Annotated in this window: 21 protein-coding genes and 1 other RNA gene; 2 read left to right on the forward strand and 20 right to left on the reverse strand. The window is 69.6% G+C overall.

The features are described 5' to 3' along the window. Positions 1-138 precede the first annotated feature (138 nt). From ACFV6V_RS27515 to ACFV6V_RS27575, 13 genes are all read right to left on the reverse strand, one after another. The gene (locus ACFV6V_RS27515) at positions 139-420 is read right to left on the reverse strand and encodes an HU family DNA-binding protein (protein WP_004571953.1); all 282 of its coding nucleotides are present in this window, start codon (positions 418-420) and stop codon (positions 139-141) included. Positions 421-806: 386 nt separating this feature from the next. After that, the gene (locus tag ACFV6V_RS27520; RefSeq protein ID WP_385570117.1) at positions 807-2,252 is read right to left on the reverse strand and encodes an NAD-dependent malic enzyme; all 1,446 of its coding nucleotides are present in this window, start codon (positions 2,250-2,252) and stop codon (positions 807-809) included. Positions 2,253-2,698: 446 nt separating this feature from the next. Continuing rightward, positions 2,699-5,041: a HelD family protein gene (locus ACFV6V_RS27525; RefSeq protein ID WP_385570120.1), complete on the reverse strand. Its 2,343-nt coding sequence runs from the start codon at positions 5,039-5,041 to the stop codon at positions 2,699-2,701. Between the two features lie 76 nt (positions 5,042-5,117). Further along, entirely contained in the window at positions 5,118-6,074 is a 957-nt protein-coding gene (locus ACFV6V_RS27530) for an anti-sigma factor family protein (protein ID WP_385570122.1), read from the reverse strand. After that, the gene (locus ACFV6V_RS27535) at positions 6,071-6,658 is read right to left on the reverse strand and encodes a sigma-70 family RNA polymerase sigma factor (RefSeq protein ID WP_361289956.1); all 588 of its coding nucleotides are present in this window, start codon (positions 6,656-6,658) and stop codon (positions 6,071-6,073) included. The genes ACFV6V_RS27530 and ACFV6V_RS27535 overlap by 4 nt, the downstream gene beginning before the upstream one ends. A gap of 250 nt (positions 6,659-6,908) precedes the next feature. Beyond that, positions 6,909-7,478, reverse strand: coding sequence for a CGNR zinc finger domain-containing protein (locus ACFV6V_RS27540; protein ID WP_385570125.1), 570 nt, complete (start codon positions 7,476-7,478; stop codon positions 6,909-6,911). Positions 7,479-7,606: 128 nt separating this feature from the next. Next, the gene (locus ACFV6V_RS27545; protein ID WP_385570128.1) at positions 7,607-8,761 is read right to left on the reverse strand and encodes a uroporphyrinogen-III synthase; all 1,155 of its coding nucleotides are present in this window, start codon (positions 8,759-8,761) and stop codon (positions 7,607-7,609) included. Between the two features lie 75 nt (positions 8,762-8,836). Then, positions 8,837-10,195, reverse strand: coding sequence for a nitrate/nitrite transporter (locus tag ACFV6V_RS27550; protein ID WP_385570131.1), 1,359 nt, complete (start codon positions 10,193-10,195; stop codon positions 8,837-8,839). A gap of 141 nt (positions 10,196-10,336) precedes the next feature. After that, positions 10,337-11,680, reverse strand: coding sequence for a cytochrome P450 (locus ACFV6V_RS27555; RefSeq protein ID WP_385570134.1), 1,344 nt, complete (start codon positions 11,678-11,680; stop codon positions 10,337-10,339). Positions 11,681-11,908: 228 nt separating this feature from the next. Next, positions 11,909-13,147, reverse strand: a complete 1,239-nt coding sequence (locus ACFV6V_RS27560) for an acyltransferase (RefSeq protein ID WP_385570186.1) — start codon at positions 13,145-13,147, stop codon at positions 11,909-11,911. A 26-nt stretch (positions 13,148-13,173) separates the two neighbouring features. Then, positions 13,174-15,357, reverse strand: a complete 2,184-nt coding sequence (locus tag ACFV6V_RS27565) for a bifunctional polysaccharide deacetylase/glycosyltransferase family 2 protein (RefSeq protein ID WP_385570136.1) — start codon at positions 15,355-15,357, stop codon at positions 13,174-13,176. Continuing rightward, on the reverse strand, positions 15,358-16,119 hold the full coding sequence (locus tag ACFV6V_RS27570; RefSeq protein WP_385570139.1) for a hypothetical protein: 762 nt from the start codon (positions 16,117-16,119) through the stop codon (positions 15,358-15,360). A gap of 231 nt (positions 16,120-16,350) precedes the next feature. Beyond that, complete coding sequence (locus ACFV6V_RS27575; protein WP_385570142.1) at positions 16,351-17,322, reverse strand: LysR family transcriptional regulator; 972 nt, start codon at positions 17,320-17,322, stop codon at positions 16,351-16,353. A 141-nt stretch (positions 17,323-17,463) separates the two neighbouring features. Between ACFV6V_RS27575 and ACFV6V_RS27580 the strand changes: the two genes are divergently transcribed. Beyond that, the gene (locus ACFV6V_RS27580) at positions 17,464-18,714 is read left to right on the forward strand and encodes an MFS transporter (protein WP_385570189.1); all 1,251 of its coding nucleotides are present in this window, start codon (positions 17,464-17,466) and stop codon (positions 18,712-18,714) included. Between the two features lie 61 nt (positions 18,715-18,775). On the opposite strand, the gene ssrA is transcribed toward ACFV6V_RS27580, so the two are convergent. From ssrA to ftsE, 5 genes are all read right to left on the reverse strand, one after another. Further along, positions 18,776-19,145, reverse strand: a transfer-messenger RNA (tmRNA) gene (gene ssrA / locus ACFV6V_RS27585). A 114-nt stretch (positions 19,146-19,259) separates the two neighbouring features. Next, positions 19,260-19,739 (reverse strand): SsrA-binding protein SmpB, encoded by a 480-nt coding sequence (gene smpB, locus ACFV6V_RS27590; RefSeq protein WP_385570144.1) that lies wholly within the window; start codon positions 19,737-19,739, stop codon positions 19,260-19,262. Between the two features lie 18 nt (positions 19,740-19,757). Then, entirely contained in the window at positions 19,758-20,921 is a 1,164-nt protein-coding gene (locus tag ACFV6V_RS27595) for a S41 family peptidase (protein WP_385570146.1), read from the reverse strand. A 91-nt stretch (positions 20,922-21,012) separates the two neighbouring features. Continuing rightward, on the reverse strand, positions 21,013-21,930 hold the full coding sequence (gene ftsX / locus ACFV6V_RS27600) for a permease-like cell division protein FtsX (protein WP_385570149.1): 918 nt from the start codon (positions 21,928-21,930) through the stop codon (positions 21,013-21,015). A gap of 18 nt (positions 21,931-21,948) precedes the next feature. Then, entirely contained in the window at positions 21,949-22,638 is a 690-nt protein-coding gene (ftsE, locus tag ACFV6V_RS27605; RefSeq protein WP_361289986.1) for a cell division ATP-binding protein FtsE, read from the reverse strand. A 298-nt stretch (positions 22,639-22,936) separates the two neighbouring features. On the opposite strand from ftsE, the gene ACFV6V_RS27610 reads away from it, so the two are divergent. Further along, positions 22,937-23,134 carry a hypothetical protein gene (locus tag ACFV6V_RS27610; protein WP_385570151.1) on the forward strand — a complete coding sequence of 66 codons (198 nt, stop codon included), beginning with the start codon at positions 22,937-22,939 and terminating at the stop codon, positions 23,132-23,134. 128 nt (positions 23,135-23,262) lie between these two features. On the opposite strand, the gene ACFV6V_RS27615 is transcribed toward ACFV6V_RS27610, so the two are convergent. Further along, entirely contained in the window at positions 23,263-24,138 is an 876-nt protein-coding gene (locus tag ACFV6V_RS27615; protein WP_385570154.1) for a hypothetical protein, read from the reverse strand. A gap of 358 nt (positions 24,139-24,496) precedes the next feature. Beyond that, the gene (gene prfB, locus ACFV6V_RS27620; protein ID WP_385570155.1) at positions 24,497-25,603 is read right to left on the reverse strand and encodes a peptide chain release factor 2; all 1,107 of its coding nucleotides are present in this window, start codon (positions 25,601-25,603) and stop codon (positions 24,497-24,499) included. Positions 25,604-25,656 lie beyond the last annotated feature (53 nt).

Below are 25,656 nucleotides of genomic sequence, written 5' to 3' on the forward strand. Positions count from 1 at the left end.
GGTTTATTTTTATAAGACACGGGGCATGGAGGGCGGCCACGAGAACGCGTAGAGGGCGGCCACCCGGTACCGGGTGGCCGCCCTCGCACGGTGCGCGCGGACGCGTCACGCGCGCATCGTGAGACGTCGTGTGGCGTCTTACTTGCCCTTGGCGGCTTCCTTGAGCTTGGAGCCCGCGGAGACCTTCACGCTGTAGCCGGCCGGGATCTGGATCGGGTCACCGGTCTGCGGGTTGCGCGCGGTGCGAGCGGCACGGTGGGTGCGCTCGAAGGTGAGGAAGCCGGGGATGGTGACCTTCTCGTCGCCCTTGGCGACGACCTCGCCGACGGTCTCGGCGAGAGCGGCCAGCACGGCGTCGGCGTCCTTGCGGGTCACCTCGGCGCGGTCGGCCAGCGCGGCCACCAGCTCACTGCGGTTCATGTTCTTACTCCCGTGTTCTTCTTGCCTATGAGGCGTGCCAAGCGGCGGAGCCGCATATCGGACACAGCGAAGCCGATGCTGCCAGGGTGCTCGGACATCCCCGGACCCGGGTCTGTTCGGCAGACCCTCCGCGTCCATGGGTTTCCCCCTAGGGCGCAGGCCCTCAGGGGAGCATCCTGCCCCCACCACCGGCGGGAAAGCCAATCCGGCACCCTCCGGAGTCACACGAAAAGCGCCACTGCTCGTCGTGGTGACGTTCCGTCGACTCGCTGGCGACTCCCCGGAGCCACGGGTTGCGACCATCCGCACGGCCGACCGCGGCTCATGACCCGCCACCCTAGAGGGGCTCGCCCGGCCCGCGACCCGCGACGCGCCGGACGCGCAGGTCAGACCGACGTGGGTTCCGTCACAGCCGCACCAGTGGCAGTACCGGCCGCCTTCGCTGCCTCGCGCACGGCTCCGGCCACCGCGCCCGCGACCTTGTCGTTGAAGACGGACGGGACGATGTAGTTCGGATTCAGCTCGTCATCGGTGACGACGTTGGCGAGGGCCTGGGCCGCCGCAAGCATCATCTCCGTGTTCACCGTACGCGACTGCGCATCAAGAAGACCACGGAAGACTCCGGGGAACACCAGTACGTTGTTGATCTGGTTGGGGAAGTCCGAGCGCCCGGTGGCCACAACTGCCGCCGTCTGACGGGCGATTGCCGGCTCGACCTCCGGGTCGGGGTTCGCAAGAGCGAACACGATGGAGTCGTCCGCCATGGCGGCGACATCCTCGGCACCCAGCACGTTGGGCGCCGAGACACCGATGAACACGTCGGCTCCGACGACGGCCTGCTTCAGAGTGCCGGTGACGCCTTCGGGGTTGGTGTTGTCGGCGATCCAGCGCAGCGCCGTGCCCGGCGCCGCCTCCACGAGGTCCTCGCGGCCCGCGTGCACCACACCGTGGATGTCGGCGACGACGGCGTGCTTGACGCCCGCTGCGATGAGCAGCTTGAGGATGGCCGTACCGGCCGCGCCCGCACCGGACATGACGACCCGTACGTCCCCGACCGCCTTGCCCACCACGCGAAGTGCGTTGGTGAGCGCGGCGAGCACCACGATGGCGGTGCCGTGCTGGTCGTCGTGGAACACGGGGATGTCGAGGGCCTCGCGCAGCCGTGCCTCGATCTCGAAGCAGCGGGGCGCGGAGATGTCCTCCAGGTTGATGCCGGCGAAGCCGGGAGCGATGGCCTTGACGATCTCCACGATGGCGTCGGTGTCCTGGGTGTCCAGGCAGATCGGCCAGGCGTCGATTCCGGCGAAGCGCTTGAAGAGGGCCGCCTTGCCCTCCATCACCGGCAGCGCGGCCTTGGGGCCGATGTTGCCGAGGCCGAGCACGGCCGAGCCGTCCGTCACGACTGCGACGGAATTGCGCTTGATGGTGAGACGGCGGGCGTCCTCGGGATTCTCCGCGATCGCCATGCAGACCCGGGCCACGCCCGGCGTGTAGACCATGGACAGGTCGTCACGGTTGCGGATGGGGTGCTTGGACTGCATCTCGATCTTGCCGCCGAGGTGCATCAGGAACGTACGGTCGGAGACCTTGCCGAGGACGACACCCTCGATCCCCCGCAGCTTCTCGACGATCTCGTCGGCGTGCGTGGTGGAGGTGGCCGCGATCGTGACGTCGATGCGCAGCTTCTCGTGACCGGATGCGGTGACATCGAGGCCGGTGACCGAACCACCCGATGACTCGACCGCCGTGGTGAGCTGGGAGACCGCGGTTCCGCTCGCGGGCACCTCCAGCCGGACCGTCATCGAGTACGAGACGCTGGGCGCCGTTGCCATGGCCGACTTCCTCTGCTTTCCCTAGCTGGCTTCCTTGCCAGCTTCAATGCTCGCCCGCCCGGCGACGGCCGGGCAGGCCTTCCGATCGTCGCACCTACCTGCGAGTAGCTGGTAATACTGGTCCTTTTGTTTTCGGAAAGTATTTTCCACAATACGAGAACGGTCGGGATACGGGAAACGGAGAGGCCCGCGCCACCTGAGGTGACGCGGGCCTCTCCGAACGAGCTATTCAGTGGCACCGACCCGCCATGCTCGCCTCGCGGCAAGTGGTCCCTCTAAGGGACGAAGGTTGGGCCCGGGGGCTTGGATCGAGCCGGTGCCACAGACAGGCTAACAAAGAGTCCCAGACGGTGATTCCCCCTGCGGGGGGTTGACCCCGTACGGAGCCGCGGCAGGCTCCGTACGGCCGTACGACCCGTCGTCCGCGGTCCTCGGCAGTCTCCCTCTCAGCCCCTGAGCAGCGCCGGAACCCCGTCCCCGTCCGGCCGGTCGGGCTTCGCCGACACCACCGTGAGCTGCTGCGTGGCCCGGGTCAGCGCGACGTACAGCACCCGCAGACCGGCCGCACTCTCGCCCCCGGAACCACCCCCGGAGCCGCTGTTCTGGGAGCTGCCCGCCACGATCTCCGCGGGCGACACCACGATCGTCGCGTCGTACTCGAGCCCTTTCGCCTCCAGCGAGCCGAGCGCCACCACCCGGTCGCCCAAGCCCTCCAGCCAGCGGGCTGCCTCGGCGCGCCGGCCCATCGCCACGACCACGCCGATGGTGCCGTCGACCTGCTCCAGCATCCGGCGCGCCTCCTCGCGCACCGTCCGCTCCAGATCGTCCCTGGCGACGGTGAAGCGCGGCACCACACCGGTGGAGCGGACGGCCCGCGGGGAGCGTGCCCCCGGCATCGCGAGGGCCAGCACGCGGGCGGCGAGCTCGGCGATCTCGGAGGGGTTGCGGTAGTTCACCGTCAGCTCGAAGCGGCGGCGCGGGCGGGCACCCAGCGCCTCGTCACGGGCGGCAGCCGCCTCGTCGGGGTCCGGCCAGGAGGACTGCGCCGGGTCGCCCACGATCGTCCAGGTGGCATGGCGTCCGCGCCGTCCGACCATCCGCCACTGCATGGGCGTGAGGTCCTGCGCCTCGTCCACGATGACGTGGGTGTACTCGGTGCGCTCGGCCGCGAGCCGTTCGGCCCGCTCGCGCTGGGTCTCCTCGCGCTGCGGCATCAGCTCCTCCAGCCCGGTGAGCTGGTCCAGCGGGTCGAGCTCGCGCTTCTTCCTCGGTCGGGCCGGGGTGCCGAGCAGCATCTGGAGTTCGTCGAGCAGCGCCACATCGTGGACGGAGAGTCCCTCACGGCTGAAACTGCGGGCGAGTCTGCGCACCTCACCCGGGTTGAGGATCCTGCGCGCCCAGCGCCCGAGTCGCTTCTCGTCGGCCATGGCGTCCAGTACGGCGGACGGGGTGAGCTCGGGCCACCAGGCGTCGAGGAACCCGAGGAAGCTGTCCTCCGACGCGACGTCCTCGTCGAAGGAGGCCCGCAGCTCGGCGGCGAGTTCCGGGTCGCTGTGCCGGGCCCCGGAGCCGGACTGCGCGTACAGCGCGTCCAGCAGCAGCCTGCGGGCCCGCGGGCGCAGCAGGTTCACCGGCGCGGTGCCGCCCAGCACGTTGTGACGGATGCGCTGGAGCTCGTCGGCCTCCAGCTCCAGACGCCGCCCGAAGGCGACCACCCGCAGCCGCTCGGGAGCCTCTCCCAGCTCCAACGCGGCGCGTGCGGCCTTGCGCAGGAGCTTGAGCATCCGTGCGGACCCCTTGAGCCTGGCGACGGACGGGTCGTCGTAGGTCGTGGCCTCCGTGCCGTCGACCAGGGAGCCGACCGCGCGGATGGCGACCTGCCCCTCCTCGCCCAGGGACGGCAGCACGCCCTCGGTGTACGCGACGAGCAACGGCGTCGGCGAGACGATCAGGATGCCGCCCGCGTAACGCCGGCGGTCCTGGTAGAGCAGATACGCCGCTCGGTGCAGCGCGACGGCCGTCTTGCCGGTGCCGGGCCCGCCCTCGACGTAGGTCACGGAGGCGGCGGGTGCCCTGATCACCAGGTCCTGCTCCGCCTGGATGGAGGCGACGATGTCCCGCATGGTGTGGCTGCGGGCCTGGCCGAGCGCGGCCATCAGCGCCCCGTCGCCGATCGCGGGCAGCTCGGCGCCGCCGAGCAGCGCGGTGACCTCGGGGCGCATCAGGTCGTCCTCGACACCGAGCACCCTGCGGCCCTTGGAGCGGATGACCCGGCGGCGTACCACCCGGCCCGGGTCGATCGGGGTCGAGCGGTAGAACGGCGCGGCAGCCGGTGCGCGCCAGTCGATGACCAGCGGCGAGTAGTCGGCGTCGAGGACCCCGAGCCGGCCGATGTGGAGGGTCTCGGCGATCTCGGCGGTACGGTCGTCGCCCACGGCGTCGTCAGCGGGTTCGACTGAGGTGTAGGCGCCGTCGGGGCCCTTCTGGCCGGTCTTGCCCCGCAGCAGATCGATCCGGCCGAAGAGGAAGTCCTCGAACTCGTTGTTGAGCCGGTTCAGGTGGATACCGGCGCGGAACACCTGGGCGTCCCGCTCGGCGAGCGCCCCGGGTGTGCCGACCTGGCCGCGTTTGGCGGCGTCGTGCATCAGGAACTCGGCCTCGTGGATCTTCTCCTCGAGACGGCGGTACACCTGGTCCAGATGTTCCTGCTCGACACCGATCTCGCGGTCGCGGACCGTGTCGACTCCGGTACCAGCCGGTCTGGTACCAGCAGCTTCCTGCGCGGACACCAAGGCCCCCTTCTGACGTGCACTAGGCAGCCGTCAACCGTACGCGAAGGGGGCCTCTCGTGTCAGTTAATGAAGGTCAGCCGTCGACCTCCACCAGGCGTTTTCCATCGAACGTACGGATCTCGAAGTGATCGATCTCGTTACGCTCCATGGCCGTGACACCGTTGACGTACAGCGGCTTCTGCGCCTTCTCGTCCGTGGCGTCCGCGATGCCGTATCCCCACTCGGGAACGTTCCAGGAGCCGACGACCTCTTCCTTGCCGGCCTTGGAGACGACGACGAGCTGGCACTTCTCCGGGCCCTTGACGTTCTTGAGCTCCATGACCGTACGGGTGCCGTACGGCTTCTGCTCCAGCCCGATGGTGGCGCTGACCTTGGTGGCCGCGTCGGTGTTCTGGACCTTCTCCTCCGCCTGGTTGAAGAAGGCGTCCTCGGCGGGGCTGCTCGGATTCGGTGCGGCGACGACGCCCGCCTCCGCGTCGTCGTCGGTCACGACGACGGCGATGGCCGGACCACCCAGGATCAGGACCGCCGATGCGGCGATCATGAACATGCTTCGCTGCCGCTTCCTGGCCCGCTTGACGGCGACCTCGCCGACGAGCTTGTCCAGCATCTGGGGACTGGGCGCGGTCGGCACCACCGGGGCCGCGGGGCGACGCGGCGGCTCCATGAGGGTGCTGGAAAACGGCAGGTCGCCTACCGGCGGCTGCGAGGCACTCGACTGCCGCTGACGGGGCACCGCGCTCGGAGCCTCCGCCAGCATGGCCAGCATCGGCGCCATCCCGGCGAACTCCTCGAGATGGGTGGCGCAGATGTCGCAGCCCGCCAGATGCGCCTCGAAGGCGGTGGCTTCGGCGTCGTCCAGGATCCCGAGGGCGTACGCCCCGACGGTCTCGTGGATCGAGCCCTGCTCGGATGGTTCGGGCTGCGGGGGACGACCGGAATGCCCGGACTGCCCGGGCTGATCAGACTGATACCCGTACTGACCGAACTGGCCGGACTGCCCGAACTGTTCGTATGGTTCCTGTGTCATGCCGTGACCCCCCTCTCCTCCAGAGCGAGCTTCATGGAACGCAATGCATAGAAGACGCGGGACCGGACGGTCCCGCTCGGTATGCCAAGCGTCTCGGCCGCTTCGTTGACCGTACGCCCCTTGAAGTACGTCTCGACGAGTACTTCCCTGTGCGCCGGGGTCAAATCATCAAGCGCATCCGAGAGCGTCATCAGCCACAACGCCTTGTCGATCTCGTCCTCCGCAGGCATGACCTCCAGCGGCGACGGGTCGACCTCCTGCGGCCGGGCCTGCCGGCTGCGGTGACCGTCGATGACGATGCGGCGTGCGACCGTCACCAGCCAGGGTCGGACAGAGCCGGTTGCCCTATTGAGCTGACCGGCGTTCTTCCAGGCACGAATGAGCGTCTCCTGCACCACGTCCTCGGCGCGCTGGCGATCGCCGGCGACGAGACGCAGCACATAGGCGAGGAGGGGTCCGGCATGCTCCTGATACAGCGCGCGCATCAGCTCCTCGTCGGGGACGGAGGAACTGGCGCTCGATGTCGCAGCTCGATGCCGGGCCTGCCTGGAACGGTCATCGGCCACGGCGGCATCCTTGCGCACCTGAACCTCCTGGTCGAGACCCTGTTGGATGTCTGGACTGCTTCCCTGTCGCTACTCACTACGCAGGCACGCGATGTTCGTCTCAACGCAAACGCGATTTTCTTCCAGGATTTTTCGGCGAGGCGTCACGGGAGGGCGTCTTCGCAGGTCACAGCAACCGTCCGAGGACCACTGAATCCCCTGGTCACACGGCGGCCGCAGCGACCCGTCCGGACTCGGGCCGCGCACCGCCGAGTTGAGGCCCTCTGCCTCAGGCCCGCGCGAGAGCGGCCCTGCGCCGGTGCCGTGCCACGCGCTCCCGGTTGCCGCACATCTCACTCGAGCACCAGCGCCGCCGACGCCCGCGCGAGGTGTCCACATAGACCCGCCGGCAGCCGTCACCTTCGCAACGGCGCAGCCCCGCGCGGGCGACGGGATCAGTGAGCAATTCCACAGCGTCGCGAGCCACGGCGGCCAGCAGCCCGGCGCACTCCGGCCGCGCGAGCGGGGCCCGCACCAGGCCCCCGTCGGCGGCCCGTACGGCCCTGACGGCGGGCGGGGCCGCTCCGGCGGCGAACGCGTTGAGCCGGGCCAGCGCGATGTCATCGGCCCGGCCCTCGATATGAGCGTGCACCAGGCTCGCCACACAGGCACCCAGTTCAAGGAACGGCTGGACCCAGTGGGCGGTCACCGCGTCCAGGGGCGTCCCCGGCGGCAGCAGCCCGGCTTCCGCGAGCCAACGCCCGAGCGTCCCGGCCCTCTCCGGTGCCACCGCCACCAGATCCAGGCAGACCCGCCCGGAGTCGAACCGCGCCTCACACCCAGCTGCCTCCGCGCCCATGACAACAGAGTGCCCCCGGCGCGGCGGCGCGGGAACCCCGCGTACCGGTCGGGCCGGGGCAGTGCCACGGCGTCCTACGCGGCGCGCCCTGGGTGTCCGCACGCGGCGCGTCGGGGTCCTGCGTGGTCCTACGTGTCCGCGTACTTCTCGTCCGCCGCCGGGTCCAGTGCCAGCCGGTAGCCCCGCTTCACCACCGTCTGGATGAGGCTGGGGTTGCCAAGTGCGGCACGGAGACGGGCCATCGCCGTCTCCACCGCGTGCTCGTCGCGCCCCGCGCCGGGCAGCGCGCGCAGCAGGTCGGGGCGGGAGACCACCCAGCCGGGGCGGCGGGCAAGAGCGTTGAGGAGGGCCATGCCCGCAGGAGGTACGGGGCGCAGCTCGGCGTCGACCAGGACCGCGTGGCCGCGGATCTCGACGCGCCGGCCCGCGACGGGCAGAGTGCGGGCGCGGGCGGGGAGTTCGACGCAGAGGAGCTGGACGAGCGGGCCGAGGCGGAAGCGTTCGGGCTGGACGGTGTCCAGTCCCTGCGCCTGGAGCGGCAGGGCGGTCACGGGGCCGACGCAGGCCGGGAGCACATCGTGGCGGAGGGCGTCGAGCAGTTCCGGGAGCAGGCCGCGTTCCTCGGCGCGGGAGAACAGCGAGGCGGCGGCAGGTGCACTGGTGAAGGTCAGCGCGTCGACCTGGCGGGCCACGGTGGTGTCCAGCAGCCGGTCCAGTGGAGCGAGGTCCTCCGGTGGCATCCAGCGGTAGACCGGTACGACGACGACCTCCGCTCCCCCGGCCCGCAGCGCCTCCACGAAGCCGGGCAGGGGCTCGCCGTGCAGCTGGAGGGCGATGCGGCGTCCCTCCACGCCCTCGGCGAGCAGCCGGTCCAGCACCTCGGCCATCGACTCGGACGAGGGCGACCACTCCTCCGTCAGTCCGGCCGCCCGGATCGCGCCCTTCACCTTCGGTCCGCGCGCCAGGACTTCGACGCCGCGCAGACAGCCGAGCAGTTCCTCGCCGCAGCCCCAGCCGTCCGCAGCCTCCACCCAGCCGCGGAACCCGATGGCGGTGGTGGCGACGACCACGTCCGGTGCGTGGGCGATGAGTTCCTTGGTCGCGGCGAGCAGTTCACCGTCGTCGGCGAGCGGCACGATCCGCAGGGCGGGGGCGTGCTGCACGGCAGCGCCGCGGCGCTGGAGCAGCACGCCCAGTTCGTCGGCGCGCCGGGCCGCGGTGACGCCCACGGTGAAGCCGGCCAGGGGACCCACCGTGGGGGCGTCGCGCTGTTCGTCGTACATGCCGACCGAGCCTGGCAAGGGAGCGTGACAGGCTCGGATCGGCGGTATTTCCGCGCCGTTACGAGGCACCGCGACTCACACCTCGGCGTAGCTGAGCTTGGGCTCGGCATCGGCGCTCGCCACCGGTGCGGGCGCGGCCGCGGGTCGCCGAAGGTATACCGCCCAGGTGACGGTGAAGCACACGGCGTAGCAGAGGAGGAAGGCGACGAACGCGCCGGTTCCCGTGCCCGCCGTCAGGAACGACTGCCGGAAGGCGAGGTTGATGGCCAGCCCGCCGAGCGCGCCGACCGCCCCGATCAGCCCCATCGCGGCGCCGGACAGCCTGCGTCCGTACGCCTCGGCGGCCTCACCGGCCATGCCCTTGGCCAGCGCCTTGGCCTTGAAGATCCCGGGGATCATCTTGTACGTGGAGCCATTGCCGAGCCCGCTGAGCACGAACAGGGCGATGAAGCCGACCAGGAACACCGGCAGGGACCTGGCCATGGAGGCGTGGACGACGACCCCGGTGGCGGCGGCCATCGCCGCGAACGTCCACAGGGTGATCCTGGCCCCGCCGAAGCGGTCCGCGAGCGACCCGCCCACCGGCCTGATGAGTGAGCCCAGCAGCGGCCCGATGAAGGTCAGCGACGCGGCCTGGAGGGGGGTACGGCCGAACTGGGTCTGGAGGACCAGGCCGAAGGCGAAGCTGTAGCCGATGAAGGAGCCGAAGGTGCCGACGTAGAGGAACGACATGATCCAGGTGTGCGGGTCCCTGACGGCCTCCTTCGCTGCCCCGGTGTCGTTCTTCACGGGCGCGAGGTTGTCCATGTACAGCGCGGCGCAGAGCGCGGCCAGCACGATCAGCGGCAGATAGATGCCGAGCACGAGCCTCGGATGGGCGGCCCCAGCCGTCCCGATCACCAGCAGCCCGACGAGCTGCACCACGGGCACACCGATGTTCCCGCCGCCCGCGTTGAGCCCGAGCGCCCAGCCCTTCTTCCGCAGCGGGAAGAAGGCATTGATGTTGGTCATGGACGAGGCGAAGTTCCCGCCGCCGACCCCGGTGAGCGCCGCCACGGCGAGGAAGGTCCCGTACGACGTCCCGGGCTCCATCACCGCATAGGCGGCACCAGTCGGCAGCAGCAGCATCAGCGCGCTGAAGACCGTCCAGTTGCGTCCACCGAACCGCGCCACGGCGAAGGTGTACGGCACCCGGATCACGGCCCCGACCAGGGTCGCGGTCCCGATCAGGAAGAACTTCCCGGCCGGGTCGATCCCGTACTCGGGCCCCATGAACAGGACCATCACCGACCACAGGGTCCAGATGGAGAACCCGATGTGCTCGGAGAGCACGGAGAAGAGCAGATTGCGCCGGGCGATGCGCTCACCCTGCTCCGCCCAGAACGACTCGTCCTCCGGGTCCCACCGCTCGATCCACCTGCCGCCACGGGCCATGTCACGCCTCCCTCGATCTCCCCCGCTGCTCCGGGTCGTGGCTTTGAAGGTAGGGAGGGCGGGTTTCAGGCCCGTGGCATGAGGTGACCGGTGTGGAACCTTGCTCTCACCGGGGGTGGGGCCCGGGTGTGAGCGACGCTCTCACCCGGCTTCGCGCCGGCGGACGACCATCGGCACCCGCGTGGGGTGGGCCATGGACGATGTCGCCTCCCTCGGAGGCTTGCTGCCGGGCACCGGGCGCAGCTGCCAGCGTGGCAGGAGGGTGGCCAGCGTGATCGCGGCCTCCATCCAGGCGTACTTGTCACCGATGCACTTGCGGTTGCCCGCTCCGAACGGCACGACATGCTCACGCGGCCGGGTGGCGACCCGCTCGGGCAGCCAGCGGTCGGGGTCGAAGCGGTCCGGCTCCGGGTAGAGATCGGGGTTGCGATGCAGGGCGTAGAGGCTGAAGAGCACTTCGGTGCCGGCCGGGATCGGGTAGCCGGCGATGGTGACCGGCTCGGTCGTGCGACGCATGACGATGACCACCCCGTGCAGCCGGATCACCTCGTCCAGGACGCGGGTGACGGCGGGCAGCCGGGCCACGTCGGCGAAGCGGACGGGGCGGTCACCGACGGCCGTCTCGATCTCGGCGAGCAGCTCCCGCTCGACATCGGGCCGCCGGCCCAGGTGGTAGAGGGCCCAGGCAAGGGTGGAGGCAGTGGTCTCGGTCCCGGCGAACAGCATCGTGGTGAGCTCGTCGTGGATCTCCTCGTCGGTGAGCCCGGCTCCGGTCTCGTCACGCGCCGCGAGCAGCAGCGAGAGCAGATCGGTACCCTCCGTCCGCGCGGCGCGGGTGGCGGTGATGACGTCGTGGATCACGGAACGCATCCGCGACGCGGAACGGTCGAAGGCCCGCCACACGGGCAGGCCGTCGAACGCCTTGGGGGCGAGCGCCCGCCGCAGCATGGCCTTCTGGATGACCGGGAGGTCCTCCCGTACGGACTCGACGGCCCCGCCGCCGACCTCGGCGCTGAAAAGCGTGGCCGCCAGGGTCTCGATGCAGTGGGTGCCCATCACCTCGATCGCGTCGATCTCCTGACCGTCGCTCCAGGAGTCGGCGAGCGCCCCGGCCCGCTCGCTCATCACCGTCGCGTAACCCTCGAGCCGCTCCTTGTAGAACAGCGGCTGGATCAGCCGCCGGTTGCGCAGGTGTTGGGGACCGTCGGAGTTGGCGAGGCCATTGCCGACCAGCGGGCGGACGCGGTCGAACATCCTGCCCTTGCGGAAGGACCTGGCGTGCCTGGTCATGACGTCGTTGACGGCCTCGGGGCTGGTGGCCACGACCGTCGGCATGGTGCCGATGTCCAGCCGCACCAACGGGCCTTCGGTGTGCAGGGATCTGAGCATTCCCAGCGGGTCCCGCAGCAGGCGCAGCGCATGGCCGATTCCGGGCAGGCCGCCCTTGGCACGGGGTACGGCTTCCAGTGACGCTTCCAACGACACAGTGCGTCCTCTCGCATGGCGATCGCACGCCACCGGCCCGACTCGCCGACCGGTGGCGTGGGTGGGGGGAAACGCAGGGCCGGCGCCGGTGGGGGTGGGCGTCGGCCGACACGATCAACTAGGCGGTCGGCATGGTAGGCACGCCGGTCGTACGAAAGCCAGGCCGGCCGGATCCGGGCAGACCGGTCCCGGGCCGGCCGGTGCAGGGCCCTGGCGGGGCGACGGGACCTACTGGGCCCTGGCGCGGCGCCGCTTCTTGCCCGCGGCGCCGTTCGGCCACATCCGGGGCGGGCGCTTGGCCGCCACGTCCTCGAGCCAGCCCACGGAGACGATCATCAGGCCGATCAGCGGCCAGACCACGAGCAGCATCAGGTACTCGTACACCGACTCGACGTAGCCACCCAGGTGTTCGTCCACGTACGGGATGTCCCACAGGAGGTCGATGACCGGGATCGTCGCCATGATCAGCATGTTGTGCCAGAGGTAGATCGTCACGGCACGGTTGTTGGCGAGGGTGACCAGGCGGTCGAAGCGGGCCAGCTTCCCGGGCAGTTCCCGCCAGGACGGCGAGTACACCAGCAGGATCACGCAGAAGCCGAACGACCAGGTCGCCTGCGCGAGCGGGATGTCGTTGAGGTCCCAGCCGTCCTCGCCCAGATGCCCCGAGGCCCACCACAGCCCGAAGGCCATGATCAACGAGGAGCAGGACACGATCAGATAGCGCGGGACCTTTTCGAACATGCCCTCCTGGTGGGCGAATCCGAGCACCCAGCAGGAGCCGAAGCAGGCGAAGTCGGTGATCGCGTTGCCCGTCTCGCCGGGGATCGTGAACAACCCCGAGCCCACGATCGCGGTCAGTCCGAGCGGCGCGAGGAGCGTCGCCCAGGGTGCCCTGCGGAAGGCCCACAGCAGCAGCGGCGAGGCGATCACGAACCACAGATAGGCCCGGATGTACCAGAGGGGTCCCGCGGCCTGGACGGCCCAGGTCTCCTCGAGCAGTCCGGCGTTGTCACCGCTGGACCAGGGGAACGGGGGTGCGCCGACCGGGACGACGTACCAGGCGAGCTTCACGAACCACCAGATGCCCTCTTCCTTCACCGGCTTCCAGCCGAAGTAGAAGATCAGCGGCAGCACGACGGCGGAGAAGGCCCACATCGGAGGCAGCAGTCGCCGCACGCGCCCCCGGATGACCTCCAGGGCGGGCCGGGAGAGCGAGCGCGCCATCAGCGAACCCGCCAGCGCGAACATCACGCCCATGGACGGGAAGAGGATCGTCAGCCAGGCCCAGCCGAAGATGTGGTACACCACGACGCGACCCAGCGCGATGGTACGCAGCAGGTCCAGGTAGCGGTCTCGGCCAGGCCGCTTGGGCACCGTGGCGGGGGCAGGGGCCGGCGTCGGGGTCGGCGCTGTGGCCCGGTGCCGGGGCTCGCCCTGGAGCCCGCCCCGGGGGCTGTCCTGGGACAGACCGCCCAGGTCGATGGGCTGGGTGGTCACGCGACGGGCCTCCGGTTTTCACTGCTCTGCCGCGGGCTCGGAATCGAGCCGGGCGCCTCCACCACACCCGTGCGGCGAAGCTTCTGCCAGCGAAGCCGACCGCCGGTGAGCGCGGTGATCCAGGACTGGAGCAGCACGACGTACATGAGCTGCCGGTAGAGGATCTGCTGGAGGGGCAGCGCGATCAGGTGCACCATGCGTTCCTTGTCCAGCCGGAACGCGTACGCGGCGCAGGCGGCCTGGATGGCGAGCACGCCGAGCCAGGCGACCACGGTCTTCTGGGTGGGGCCGAAGACCAGTCCGTACATCAGGAACACATCGATGAGCGGTGCGAGCAGCGGGAACAGCACCATGAAGAGCGAGACCAGCGGCAGACCGACCCGGCCGAAGCGGCCGGAGGGGCCGCTGTCGATCACGGCCCTGCGGTGCTTCCAGATGGCCTGCATCGTGCCGTACGACCAGCGGTAGCGCTGGGACCAGAGCTGCTGCACGCTCTCCGGCGCCTCGGTCCAGGCGCGTGCCCGCTCGGCGTAGACGACCCGCCAGCCGTCGCGGTGCAGCGCCATCGTGATGTCGGTGTCCTCGGCGAGGGTGTCGTCGCTCATGCCGCCGACCCGCTGGAGGGCCTCGCGCCGGAAGGCGCCGACCGCACCCGGGATGGTGGGCATGCAGCGCAGCATGTCGTACATCCGGCGGTCCAGGTTGAAGCCCATCACGTACTCGATGTGCTGCCAGGCGCCGATGAGGGACTCGCGGTTGCCGACCTTGGCGTTGCCCGCGACGGCGCCGACGTTCGGGTCGCCGAACGGCTGGACCAGTTCGCGGACGGTGGACGGTTCGAAGACCGTGTCGCCGTCCATCATCACGATGATGTCGTGGCGGGCGTTGCGTATGCCGTTGTTGAGGGCTTCCGGCTTTCCGGCGTTGGCCTGGCGGATCACCCGGACGTTCGGCAGCCACATCTCGTCGACGAGGTCGGCGGTGTCGTCGGACGAGCCGTCGTCGATGACGATGACCTCGATGGGGTGATCGCTGGCCATGAGCGAGCGCACCGTGTTCTCGATGCACTCCTTCTCGTTGTACGCCGGGACGAGCACCGTCACCGGTTCGGTGACGGCCGGACCCCAGCGGAAGCGACGGCGGCGCACCTTGCGGGCGTGCCCGAAGGAGAGCAGCAGCATCATCCCGAAGCGCACGAAGACGAGCACGCCGATCACGGCGAGGCCCACGGTCAGGGCGCTGGTGGTGCGCTCCGAGACGGCGACCGCCCCCACCCAGGCCTTGCCCTTCCACAGCTCGGGTCCGGTGACCTTGGTGTGGGCGCTCGGTGCGCCGAGTGCCTCGGTGAGGTTGGTGAAGGCGTAGCCCCGCTTCTGCATCCGGGGCAGGAAGCGGTCCAGCGCTGCGACGGTCTGGGACCGGTCACCACCGGAGTCGTGCATCAGCACGATGGAGCCCTTGGTGCCCTGGGGCGTGGCGCGCTCGATGATCGCGTCGGCGCCGGGGCGCTTCCAGTCCTCGCTGTCGGTGTCGTTGAAGGCCGTGATGTAGCCCTGGCTGCCGACGTACTCGGTCACCGGCCAGGAGAAGTCGTCCTGGGCCGACGAGAACGAGGAGTACGGCGGCCGGAAGAGGGAGGTGCGGATCCCGGCGGCGCCGGCCAGGGCGAGCTGGTTCTGGGTGAGTTCCCAGTCGATACGGCTCTTCGACTGGAAGGAGAGGTCGGGGTGGTTGAAGGTGTGCAGCCCGATCTCATGGCCCTCGGCGACGATCCGCTCGACCAGCTCGGGGTAGCGGGAGCTCATCGTGCCGGTCACGAAGAAGACGGCGTGTGCGTCGTACTTCCTCAGCTTGTCGAGTACCTGGGGCGTCCAGACGGGGTCGGGCCCGTCGTCGAAGGTCAGCACCAGCTTCTTGTCGGGGACGCTCAGCGCCTTGGGCTGGATTCCGGCGCGGGCGTCGATGACCGGGCCGCCCTTGAGGATGTTCGCGGGGACGTGGTCGCTCGAGTCCGGCGGCCGTACGCGGTGGTCGGCGAGGATCTCGCTGTGGACGTAACCGCGCAGCATCAGCATCGCGAGCAGCGCGACGAGGAACAGCGAGGGCAGCAGATAGCGCATGGGCAGCCTGCGCCTGACGGCCGTGCGCTGTCTGCGCGCACGCCTGCCGGAGGTGGTCATTTACTCTGCGCCTTCCAGGCCCTGCTGGCCGCCGTCACCCGCGGGTGGGTCGGTGGGTGGTTCTTCCGTGGGTGCCGTCTCGGTGTCCGTCGGAGGGGCGGGCGGCTCCTCCGGCTCGGGCTCCTCGCCTCCCGCTCCGCCGTCGACGGGTGCGGAGACGGTGGGGCGCGTGACGGGCTTTCCGGCGCCCGCGGTGGCGCCGCCGTTGCCGGGCGCTGTGTCGCTGGGGCCGGTGGTGGCACCGGGGTCGGCGGAGGCGCTGGCTCCCGCGCTGCCGCCGGCGCCGCTGGCCGTGCCGTCCGGCTGCTGTTCGGGGGCAGCGCCGGTGGAACCGTCGAGGGCGGGGGCTCCCGGGCTGCTCCCAGGGGCGGCCGGATCCGTGGGTGAGCCGGTGGGAACGGGCTGCTCCTGCACGGTGCCCGTGTTCTGCTCGCCCTCAGGGCCGGGTATCAGCAGCCAGGGCGCCCTGGAGTTGCCGCCGATGAGGGCGGCGACCAGGGTGATGGCGTAGCAGGCGCAGGCGATGGCGAGCACCCAGCCGATCCGGCGGAGCTTCCGGCTGCGGCGGCCGCTGGCGTCGACGAACACCGGTCCGTCGGAGGAGTCCTGCGCGGGTGGCGCGTCCGGCCGTTTCGTGTCCGTCGAACCCACGAGACGGTTACGTTCCGTGAGCTGTCGGCCAAGGCCGTCGAGCTGGACGGTGAGTTCGTTAAGGTCATCGAGCCCGCGCAGTTCACCGAGCTCGGTGACCGCGAGCTGCACCGTGACCTCGTTGCCCCGAGCATCGTTGGGCTCATGCGTAGACCCGAAACGAGCAGCTTCTCGCCAATTTTCCACTGCAGAACGCACATCCCCCACTGAACGGAACCGGGCACACGTATGGCCGGATCTCGGTCACCCGACGCGGCCCCCACCGCGTCCAAGCACCCGTCAACCCATGTGGCACCCGGGACCATGAATGTAGCGCACAGTGCTTCCGCTTGGGTCGGTGTATCAGCGGTTGTCCGTAATAAGTGACCGGTCTGTGTCCGGAAGCCAGGCTCCAGGGATCATTTTCAGCCAGCCCTCTTCGGCAGCGAGCTGAGTGGCCGCGAGCCGCAGGGCGTCAAGGCCCGGATGCCTCAGCCCCCTGCGCCAGACCAGGGAAAGCGGCGACAGCGGCACGGGCGCGACGAGGGGGCGCAGCACGGTGTCCGGCATGGGCGGGAACTCGGTTACTGCGAGTACAGGGCTACGAGTTTTGGCCATGATGCGGCGGAACTCCTCCTTCCCCAGGGCCACCGGTGCCGGCGGGGCGATTTCGATCCCGCGCCCTTCGAACAGCCGTCGTGCCAGGTCGGTCCACTCCAGCGTCCTCGGATTGCCCGCACCGGCATAGATCCGCTCGCCCGCCAGGGCATCCAGCTCCAGGCGCTCACATCCCGCCAGCGGATGGTCGGCGGGCAACAGGACCGCCATCGGCTCGAACCGCACGAGCTGATGTTCCAGATGCGAGCGCATGGACGATTCGAGTCCGGCGTACCGTCCGAAGGACACATCGAGCCGGCCGGCGACGATCTCCGCCGCAGCTCCGGTCAGCCCGCTCTCGAAGCGGGCCATCAGCTCGCTCCCGGGCGCGAGCGCACGGGCCCGCTCCAGAACCCGCCCCGTCGTCATCCCCTCGCTGTTGAGATCGACCAGCAGCGGGCGGCTCGCGTCCGCGAACACGGCGGCCAGCTCGTCCTGGGCGTCGAGCACCCGGCGCGCGTACGGCAGCAGCCGCTCCCCGTCGGCGGTGAGCATCACCTGCCGGGTGGTCCGTACGAACAGCTCGGCGCCCAACTCCCGCTCAAGGCGCCTGATGTCCCGGCTCAGCGCTTGCTGGGCGATGAACAGCCGGGCAGCGGCGCGGGTGAAGTGCAGTTCGGTGGCGACGGCGACGAAGGCGCGCAGCAGCCGGGGCTCGAGGTCCTGGGCCTGGGGCATGCGGGGGAATTTACAACAGAGATGCGTCAATGGGTTCCGAACAGGTGTTGGACCGTGGTGACCGCTCGCGGCGAACCTTGATCCATGCCTCGGATGACCACTCAGCACAGCACCGCAGGACACACCACGACCGCGCCGCAGATGACCACAGCGGGGGGCACGCTGGTGCTGGCGCCGCCCTACCGGGAGCCGGGCCCGGCCCGTCCGGCCCGTCCGGCGGGGCCGTACGCACGCCTCTTCCGCGTCCCCGGCGCCCGCGCCTTCACCACCGGCAACCTCATCGCCCGCCTTCCCATGGGGATGTTCAGCGTGAGCGCCGTGATCATGATCGCGGGGGCGCGGGGCTCCTACGCGCTCGCCGGGGCCGTCACCGCGACCGGCCTCGCCGCAACGGCGCTGGTCGCGCCCTGGACGGCACGGCTGGTCGACCGGTGCGGGCAGGCGAGGGTCGCCGTACCGGCCACCGCACTCGCCGTGCTCGGTGAGCTCGCCCTGGTGCTGTGCGTGCGGTACGACGCTCCCACCTGGACGCTGTTCGCCTCCTACGCGGCAACCGCCACCATGCCCAACACCGGTGGCATGTCCCGGGCCCGCTGGGCCCACCTCCTGAAGGACGACCCCAGAGCGCTGCACACCGCCAACGCCTTCGAGCAGGCCGCCGACGAGCTGTGCTTCATGCTCGGTCCGGTGCTCGCGGCCCTCCTCTGCTCGGCCCTGTTCCCGGAGGCCGGCACACTGGCGGGGGCGCTCCTGCTGCTCACGGGCGTCCTGCTGTTCGCGGCTCAGCGGTCCACCGAACCACCGGTGGCACCCCGCACCTCGGCAGGGTCGCCCCTGCGGACCCCCGGAATGGCTCCGCTGCTGGCCGTGTTCCTCGCGACCGGCGCGGTGTTCGGATCCATGGAGGTCGTGACGATCGCGTTCGCGGACGGCCCTGCGGCCGGTCCGGTGCTGGCCCTCCAGGCTGCGGGCTCGTGTGCCGCGGGGCTCGCATACGGCAGGGCGCGGCGCGGTGCCGGACTGCGGGGGTGTCTGGCGGCGATGACGGGCCTGATGGCCCTGCCGCTGCTCGCCGCGGTGGCGACGGGTTCGCTGGCCGCCGTGGCGGCCTGCCTGCTGATCGCGGGCATGGCGACGGCCCCGACGATGGTGACGGGCATGGCCACGGTGCAGCGCCTGACCCCCGCGGGACAGCTGAACGAGGGCATGACCCTCGCCGTGACCGCGCTGCTCGGAGGTATCGCGGTGGGGTCGGCGACGGGTGGCTGGACGGTCGAGCACGCGGGTGCGGCCCACGGCTACGCCGTACCGGTCGCCGCGGCGGGCCTCGCGCTGGCGCTCGCGTTCTCCGCCCTGTCGCCGAAGGCGGGTACGACAAAGGCCCGGCTGTGACAGCCGGGCCTTTGCCCACATGGGGTTCGGGATTCCGGGGGTGGCCCCCGGAATCCTTCGGTAGTGGAGATGGCGGGAATCGAACCCGCGTCCAACGGTGCAGAATCAGGGCTTCTCCGTGTGCAGTCCGCTGCGCTTTTCTCAGCCCCGGAGATCACGCGGACAAGTCTCCGACGGGCTCAGTCACTGTATGTTTTCCCTCTACACCCCGTGACCGGGCCTAGAGGTTGAGTTCCCTAGCTGATGCCAGGATCCGGGTCGGGAACAGCCCCGGGCTGACACTTCGCAAGTCGCTACTTAGGCAGCGAGGGCGAAGGAATCGCGCTTGGTGTTGGCGATTATTGGTTTCGGCGCGTGGTTTACGAGATCATTGCCGCTTCCTCGACACGCTTCCCCTGCTTCGACATCCGCTGTCGAAACCGATCATCCCCATGTACTCACTATTGAATTGGATACTGCGCAAACGCCGCCCTCTCGGGGAGGGCAGATGCCATCGTACGTGACCAACGCACCACGGTGCCAGCGTATTCCCCCGGCAGGGGGGCTCAGGCCCGCTGGCGGCGGCGCGCCGCGGACATCGCACGGTCCGACTCGCGGCGATCCTGCTTCTCGCGAAGCGTCTGCCGCTTGTCGTACTCCTTCTTGCCCCTGGCAAGCGCGATCTCGACCTTGGCACGCCCGTCCTTGAAGTACAGGGCGAGCGGCACGACGGTGTGCCCCGTCTCCTGGGACTTGGACTCCAGCTTGTCGATCTCGGCACGGTGCAGCAGCAGCTTCCGCTTGCGCCGGGCGCTGTGGTTGGTCCAGGTGCCCTGGCTGTACTCCGGTACGTGCACGTTGTGCAGCCACGCCTCGTGTCCGTCGATCTGGACGAACCCGTCCGCCAGCGAGGCCCGCCCCTGGCGCAGCGACTTGACCTCGGTACCCATCAGCACGAGACCGCACTCGTAGGTGTCGAGGATGTGGTAGTCGTGCCGCGCCTTCTTGTTCTGCGCGATCAGCTTGCGCCCTTTTTCCTTAGCCATAGTGCGGCCATTTTCGCACTACGTACCGGTGCCGAGGCCACTCAATACTGTGCGGGCCCGCTTCTGTGCCTCTTTGCCCGCGACGAGGTCCGGGGTGATGCCCTTGCCCTCCACATCGCGTCCGGCCGGGGTGCGGTAGTGGCCGACCGTGAGCTCGGCGACGGAGCCGTCCGGCAGCTTCTCGGGCATCTGAACAGAACCCTTGCCGAAGGTGCGCGACCCCACGGTGACCGCACGGCCACGGTCCTGGAGGGCCCCGGCGACCAGCTCGGCCGCGCTCATGGTGCCGCCGTCGACCAGGGCGACCACGGGTCTTTCCGTGTCGCCGCCCGGGCGGGCGTACATGGCCTTCTGCTCCCCGTGCACGTCATACGTGGCGACCAGACCGCCGTCCAGGAACGCGGAGGCGGCCGTCACGGCCTCGGACACCAGTCCGCCGCCGTTGCCCCGCAGGTCGAGCAGCACGCCCGCGCCTGCCGGAGCCCTCCTGACGGCGTCCCGCACCCGCTCGCCCGAGCCCTTGGTGAAGGCGGCCACCTTGATCATCACGGCGTTGCCGTCGAGCTTCTGGACCGTGACCGCCTCAGTGGCCAGCCGGGCCCTGCGCAGGGTCTGCGTCCAGGTGCGCTCACCGCGCTGGAGGCCGAGGGCGACGACCGAGCCCGCCGGGGCCTCCTTGCCGTCGCCGCGCAGCAGAGCGACGACCTCGCTGACCGGGCGCCCGTCTATCGCTGCCCCGTCGATGGTGCGCACCTGGTCCCCGGTCCGGACCCCGGCGCGCTCGGCGGGACCGCCGCGCTGCACCCGGGCGACCTCGACCCGGCCGTCGGGCCCGCGCCTGGCCCACAGCCCGACGCCGGTGTACGCGCCGTCGAGGGCCTGCGTGAACTCCTCGTACTCCCCCTTGTCGTACACCGCGCCCCAGCGGTCACCGCTGCGGCTGACGACCTCCTCGGCGGCGTCCGCCACGGACTTGCCGTCCGCCATGGCCCGAGCGGCGGCACGGGCCACCTCGTCGCGATCGGCCATGGTGGCCGCGGCGGCACGGGCCGCGGGCACGGGGTCCGGCTCAACCTCGCTGCGAGGCAGCAGACCGGTGGCCGAAGCGGCCGCGAGGACACCCGCGAACACCATGGTCAGGGCCGCCCCGCGGCGGAATCCGCGAGGGACTCCACGGGGCATCAGAGGTGATTCGGGGCCCAACATGGCGCCCACTCTAGGACAAGCGAAGGGCGCCGTACGGCCGTTGACCGTACGGCGCCCGGGGCGCTTGTCACACCTTGAGGTACTTGCGCAACGCGATGAAAGCGGCAAGGGCGGGCATCAACAGGCCGATCACCAGCACCAGAGGCAACTTGGTGATCACGGCATCCCAGCCGATGAAGTTGACCAGTTGCATCTTCTCGGACAGTGCGAGGCCGTGGTCGATCAGGAAGTACCGGCCCACCAGCAGCAGCACACAGGCCACCAGACCGCCGAGGAGCCCCGCGAACGCGGCCTCCATGATGAACGGCATCTGGATATAGAAGCTGGAGGCGCCGACGAGCCGCATGATCCCGGTCTCACGCCGACGGCTGAACGCCGAGACACGCACGGTGTTGACGATCAGCATCAGCGCGATGATCAGCATCAGCGCCATCACGAACAGCGCGGCGACGTTCATGCCGTTCATCAGGTCGAACAGGTTCTGAAGGATGTTGCGCTGGTCCTGTACCGACTGCACACCGTCCCGGCCCGCGAACGCGGTGGCCACGACCTGGTATTTCTCGGGGTCCTTGAGCTTGACCCGGAACGACTCCTGCATCTGGTCCGGGGTGATCGTCGCGGCGATCGGGGTGTCGCTGTACTGCTCCCGGTAGTGCTTGTACGCCTCGTCGGCCGACTCCCGGTGCACGGTGTCGACGACGTCCATCTTTTCGAGGTCCGCCTCGATCTGCTCCTTCTGCTCGGCGGTCACCGCGCCCTTGGAGCACTTCTCGTCGGACTCCGCGTCGTTCTTGTTGCAGAGGAAGATGGAGACGTTGACCTTGTCGTACCAGAAGTCCTTCATGGTGCTGACCTGCTCACGCATGAGCAGCGCACCACCGAAGAGCGCGAGCGACAGGGCCACGGAGACGATCACCGCGAAGGTCATCGTGAGATTGCGGCGGAGACCGACGCCGATCTCCGAGAGTACGAACTGGGCGCGCATGGCGAGTCGTTCAGCCTTTCAGTGCTGGTAGCCGTAGACGCCGCGCGCCTGGTCACGTACGAGCCGGCCCTGTTCGAGCTCGATGACGCGCTTGCGCATCTGGTCGACGATGTTCTGGTCGTGGGTCGCCATCACCACTGTGGTGCCGGTCCTGTTGATCCGGTCCAGCAGCTTCATGATGCCGACGGAGGTCTGCGGGTCCAGGTTGCCGGTGGGCTCGTCCGCGATCAGCAGCATGGGGCGGTTGACGAATGCCCGGGCGATGGCCACACGCTGCTGCTCACCACCGGACAGCTCACCGGGCATCCGCTCCTCCTTGCCGCCTAGCCCGACGAGGTCGAGCACCTGGGGCACGGACTTGCGGATCTCACCGCGGGACTTGCCGATGACCTCCTGCGCGAACGCCACGTTCTCGGCGACCGTCTTGTTGGGCAGCAGCCGGAAGTCCTGGAAGACCGTGCCGAGCTGGCGGCGCATGTTCGGCACCTTCCAGTTCGACAGGCGGGCGAGGTCCTTGCCCAGGACGTGGACCTGACCGTGGCTGGCACGCTCCTCGCGCAGGAGCAGCCGCAGGAAGGTCGACTTTCCGGAACCGGACGAGCCCACGAGGAAGACGAACTCCCCCTTCTCGATCTCCAGGGAGACGTCGCGCAGGGCTGGGCGGTTCTGCTTGGGATAGCTCTTGGAGACGTTGTCGAATCGGATCACGAGTGCACCACGGTCAGCCGGGAGTAGGTGTGCGTGACCATACGCGAATGAGGATGGCCCGCGCAGTCACCGACCGGCGTTGCGGCTTTTGTGCTGCTTTGACTGTTGGGGCGGGGCGGGCCTGCGGGCACGGCCACCCGGGGGGACGCGCCGAATCGCGCGGGAGCTGGCACAGTGGGAGGGGGAACGGACGCGTCCCCGTGCACGTTGAGCGGAGAAGACCACTGAGAAGCATCACCGGGAAACCCCGGGAGTACGACTCGGCCGACGGCTCCGCCGTGCGGGAGGAGGAGAGCGCATGACCTACGACCGACTGGTGTGCGCCAACTGCGCGGCACCCGTCAGCGAGGGCCGGTGCCCCGTCTGCCGCAGCAGCCGTGAGCGCCTGCAGCAATCGACCGGCCCCCTGGCGGGCCTGAGCCCGGCGGCCCTGCTCGTGCTTCTGGCGGTCCTGGTGGCCGCTGTGGCGCTGCTGGCGGCTCACCAGACCGCGTAGCGCCCGGTAAGGCCCCAGCGGCCTCAGAGCGCCACAGACGCACCAAGGGGTCCGGACACCGAATGTGTCCGGACCCCTTGTGCGTGCTGTTACGTGCAGTTACAGCGCTCGCGAACTGCTACAGCCACTCAGGCAGCCGTACGACCGTTGCCGACGAGGCGCGGCAGCATCCGGAAGCCGATTCCACCCGCGATCATCGTGGCGGCGCCGACCAGCAGGAACGTGGTCTCCGTGGCACCGGTCTCGGCGAGTTCCTCCTTCGCCTGGCCCTGCTCGACCGGCGTGGAGCCCGCGTTGTTGGTGTCGGTGTTGTCGGCGCACTCGGCACCCTCGACGTTCACGGTGCAGTCGCCCGTACCACCGTCGGTGCCGTTGCCGTCACCGCCGGTGGTGGTAGCGGAACCGCCGGACGTGGTGGCGGAGCCGCTGGTCTTACCACCATCCGTGGCCCCACCATCAGTAGCGCCACCGTCCGTAGCCCCACCGTCAGTGGCCCCACCGTCCGTGACACCACCGTCAGTGGCCCCACCGTCAGTGACACCACCATCCGTGACACCACCATCGGTAGCACCACCGTCAGTGGCCCCACCATCGGTAGCACCACCGTCAGTGACACCACCATCGGTAGCACCACCGTCAGTGACACCACCATCCGTGACACCACCGTCAGTGGCCCCACCATCGGTAGCACCACCATCGGTAGCACCACCGTCAGTGACACCACCATCGGTGGTCCCGCCGTTGGTCGGGTCGGGGCAAGAAGCGTCACCGGGGATGCACGGGTCGTCGCCGTTGCCCCCGTTCTTGTTGCCTTCGGAGTCACCGCCGACGCCGAGGCCGACCTCGACGCCTTCCCTGGAGACCCCGGCCTCGGCCTTGATCCCCACAACGTCCACACCGATACCGGCGGCCTGAGCGGCACCCGCGGCAGTCAGGGACGCACCGGCGGCGATCACCGCACCGGCGGCTATTCGTGCCACACGGACCCGCGTCTTCTTGGTCATCTGTGTGCTACCCCCAGTAGCTCTATGTCATTGATGCAGCGTCGAGGGGCATCGGCCGCTAGGGGCGCTTTCGCATTCCCCACACACACGCCCCGGAAACACGCGTGCCGCGCCAGCCTTCCCCAGTTTTCCCGGACACGTCAAGGACGTTGCGCGTGCGATGCCCGGAATAGGGGGAGTTGACTGAGGCGAGGGCCTGTAACTGTGACGTAAAAGGGGAACTGGCGCCTCGAAGAGGGCAGTTCCCTTGTCGACAAAGCGAGTGAACGGCTCCCGTTCCGCTTGCTCCAGCGAACGAACGGCGCCGGATCCCAAAGGGCCCGGCGCCGTTCGGTCGTACGAGAGTGCCGCCGAGCGGTTACTTCTCCTGCTGCTTGCGCCAGCGGATACCCGCCTCCAGGAAGCCGTCGATCTCGCCGTCCAGCACCGACTGCGGGTTACCGACCTCGTGCTCCGTGCGGAGGTCCTTGACCATCTGGTACGGGTGCAGGACATACGAACGCATCTGGTTGCCCCAGGAGTTGCCGCCGTCGCCCTTGAGGGCGTCCATCTTGGCCTGCTCTTCCTGGCGGCGGCGCTCGAGGAGCTTCGCCTGGAGGACGTTCATCGCGCTCGCCTTGTTCTGGATCTGGGAGCGCTCGTTCTGGCAGGAGACCACGATGCCGGTCGGGATATGGGTGATGCGAACCGCGGAGTCCGTGGTGTTGACACCCTGGCCGCCGGGACCGGACGCGCGGTAGACGTCCACGCGCAGCTCGGTCTCGTCGATCTCCACATGGTCGGACTGCTCGACGACGGGGAGCACCTCGACACCCGCGAAGGAGGTCTGGCGGCGGCCCTGGTTGTCGAACGGGGAGATACGGACCAGGCGGTGCGTGCCCTGCTCGACGGAGAGCGTGCCGTAGGCGTAGGGCGCCTTGACCACAAAGGTGGTCGACTTGATGCCGGCCTCTTCCGCGTACGAGGTCTCGTAGACCTCCGTGCCGTAACCGTGGCGCTCCGCCCAGCGCAGGTACATGCGCTGAAGCTGCTCGGCGAAGTCGGCGGCGTCGACGCCGCCGGCCTCGGCGCGGATGTTGACGAGCGCCTCACGCTCGTCGTACTCGCCGGACAGGAGGGTGCGGACCTCCATCTCGTCCAGGGCCTTGCGGACGGCCTGCAGCTCGGCCTCGGCCTCCACGAGGGTGTCCGGATCGTCCTCGGCCTCGGCGAGCTCGAAGAGCACTTCGAGGTCGTCGATACGCCCGCGCAGCGCCTCCGTCTTGCGGACCTCGGCCTGGAGGTGCGAGAGCTTGCTGGTGATCTTCTGCGCCGCCTCGGGGTCGTCCCACAGGGACGGTGCCGCCGCCTGCTCCTCGAGCACGGCGATGTCTGCCCTCAGCTTGTCGAGGTCCAGGACGGCCTCGATCGACCCCATGGTCGAGGAGAGGGACTTCAGCTCTTCGGATACATCGACGACTGCCACGGGTCCAGCGTAACGGCTGGGCGGAGCGTACCGTCCCGCCCGTCCGGGACAAA

Origin of the sequence: Streptomyces sp. NPDC059828 (assembly GCF_042731955.1) — a bacterium.
Lineage (GTDB): Bacteria > Actinomycetota > Actinomycetes > Streptomycetales > Streptomycetaceae > Streptomyces.

Coding starts and splice junctions, on each gene's coding strand:
- ACFV6V_RS27545 (WP_385570128.1), bottom strand. CDS start 8,761: ATGTACGACGAACAGCGCGACGCCCCCACGGTGGGTCCCCTGGCCGGC.
- ACFV6V_RS27520 (WP_385570117.1), bottom strand. CDS start 2,252: ATGGCAACGGCGCCCAGCGTCTCGTACTCGATGACGGTCCGGCTGGAG.
- ACFV6V_RS27515 (WP_004571953.1), bottom strand. CDS start 420: ATGAACCGCAGTGAGCTGGTGGCCGCGCTGGCCGACCGCGCCGAGGTG.
- ACFV6V_RS27550 (WP_385570131.1), bottom strand. CDS start 10,195: ATGGCCCGTGGCGGCAGGTGGATCGAGCGGTGGGACCCGGAGGACGAG.
- smpB (WP_385570144.1), bottom strand. CDS start 19,739: ATGGCTAAGGAAAAAGGGCGCAAGCTGATCGCGCAGAACAAGAAGGCG.
- ACFV6V_RS27530 (WP_385570122.1), bottom strand. CDS start 6,074: ATGACACAGGAACCATACGAACAGTTCGGGCAGTCCGGCCAGTTCGGT.
- ACFV6V_RS27610 (WP_385570151.1), top strand. CDS start 22,937: ATGACCTACGACCGACTGGTGTGCGCCAACTGCGCGGCACCCGTCAGC.
- ftsX (WP_385570149.1), bottom strand. CDS start 21,930: ATGCGCGCCCAGTTCGTACTCTCGGAGATCGGCGTCGGTCTCCGCCGC.
- ACFV6V_RS27580 (WP_385570189.1), top strand. CDS start 17,464: ATGACCACAGCGGGGGGCACGCTGGTGCTGGCGCCGCCCTACCGGGAG.
- ACFV6V_RS27565 (WP_385570136.1), bottom strand. CDS start 15,357: ATGACCACCTCCGGCAGGCGTGCGCGCAGACAGCGCACGGCCGTCAGG.
- ACFV6V_RS27595 (WP_385570146.1), bottom strand. CDS start 20,921: ATGCCCCGTGGAGTCCCTCGCGGATTCCGCCGCGGGGCGGCCCTGACC.
- ACFV6V_RS27575 (WP_385570142.1), bottom strand. CDS start 17,322: ATGCCCCAGGCCCAGGACCTCGAGCCCCGGCTGCTGCGCGCCTTCGTC.
- ACFV6V_RS27615 (WP_385570154.1), bottom strand. CDS start 24,138: ATGACCAAGAAGACGCGGGTCCGTGTGGCACGAATAGCCGCCGGTGCG.
- ACFV6V_RS27540 (WP_385570125.1), bottom strand. CDS start 7,478: ATGGGCGCGGAGGCAGCTGGGTGTGAGGCGCGGTTCGACTCCGGGCGG.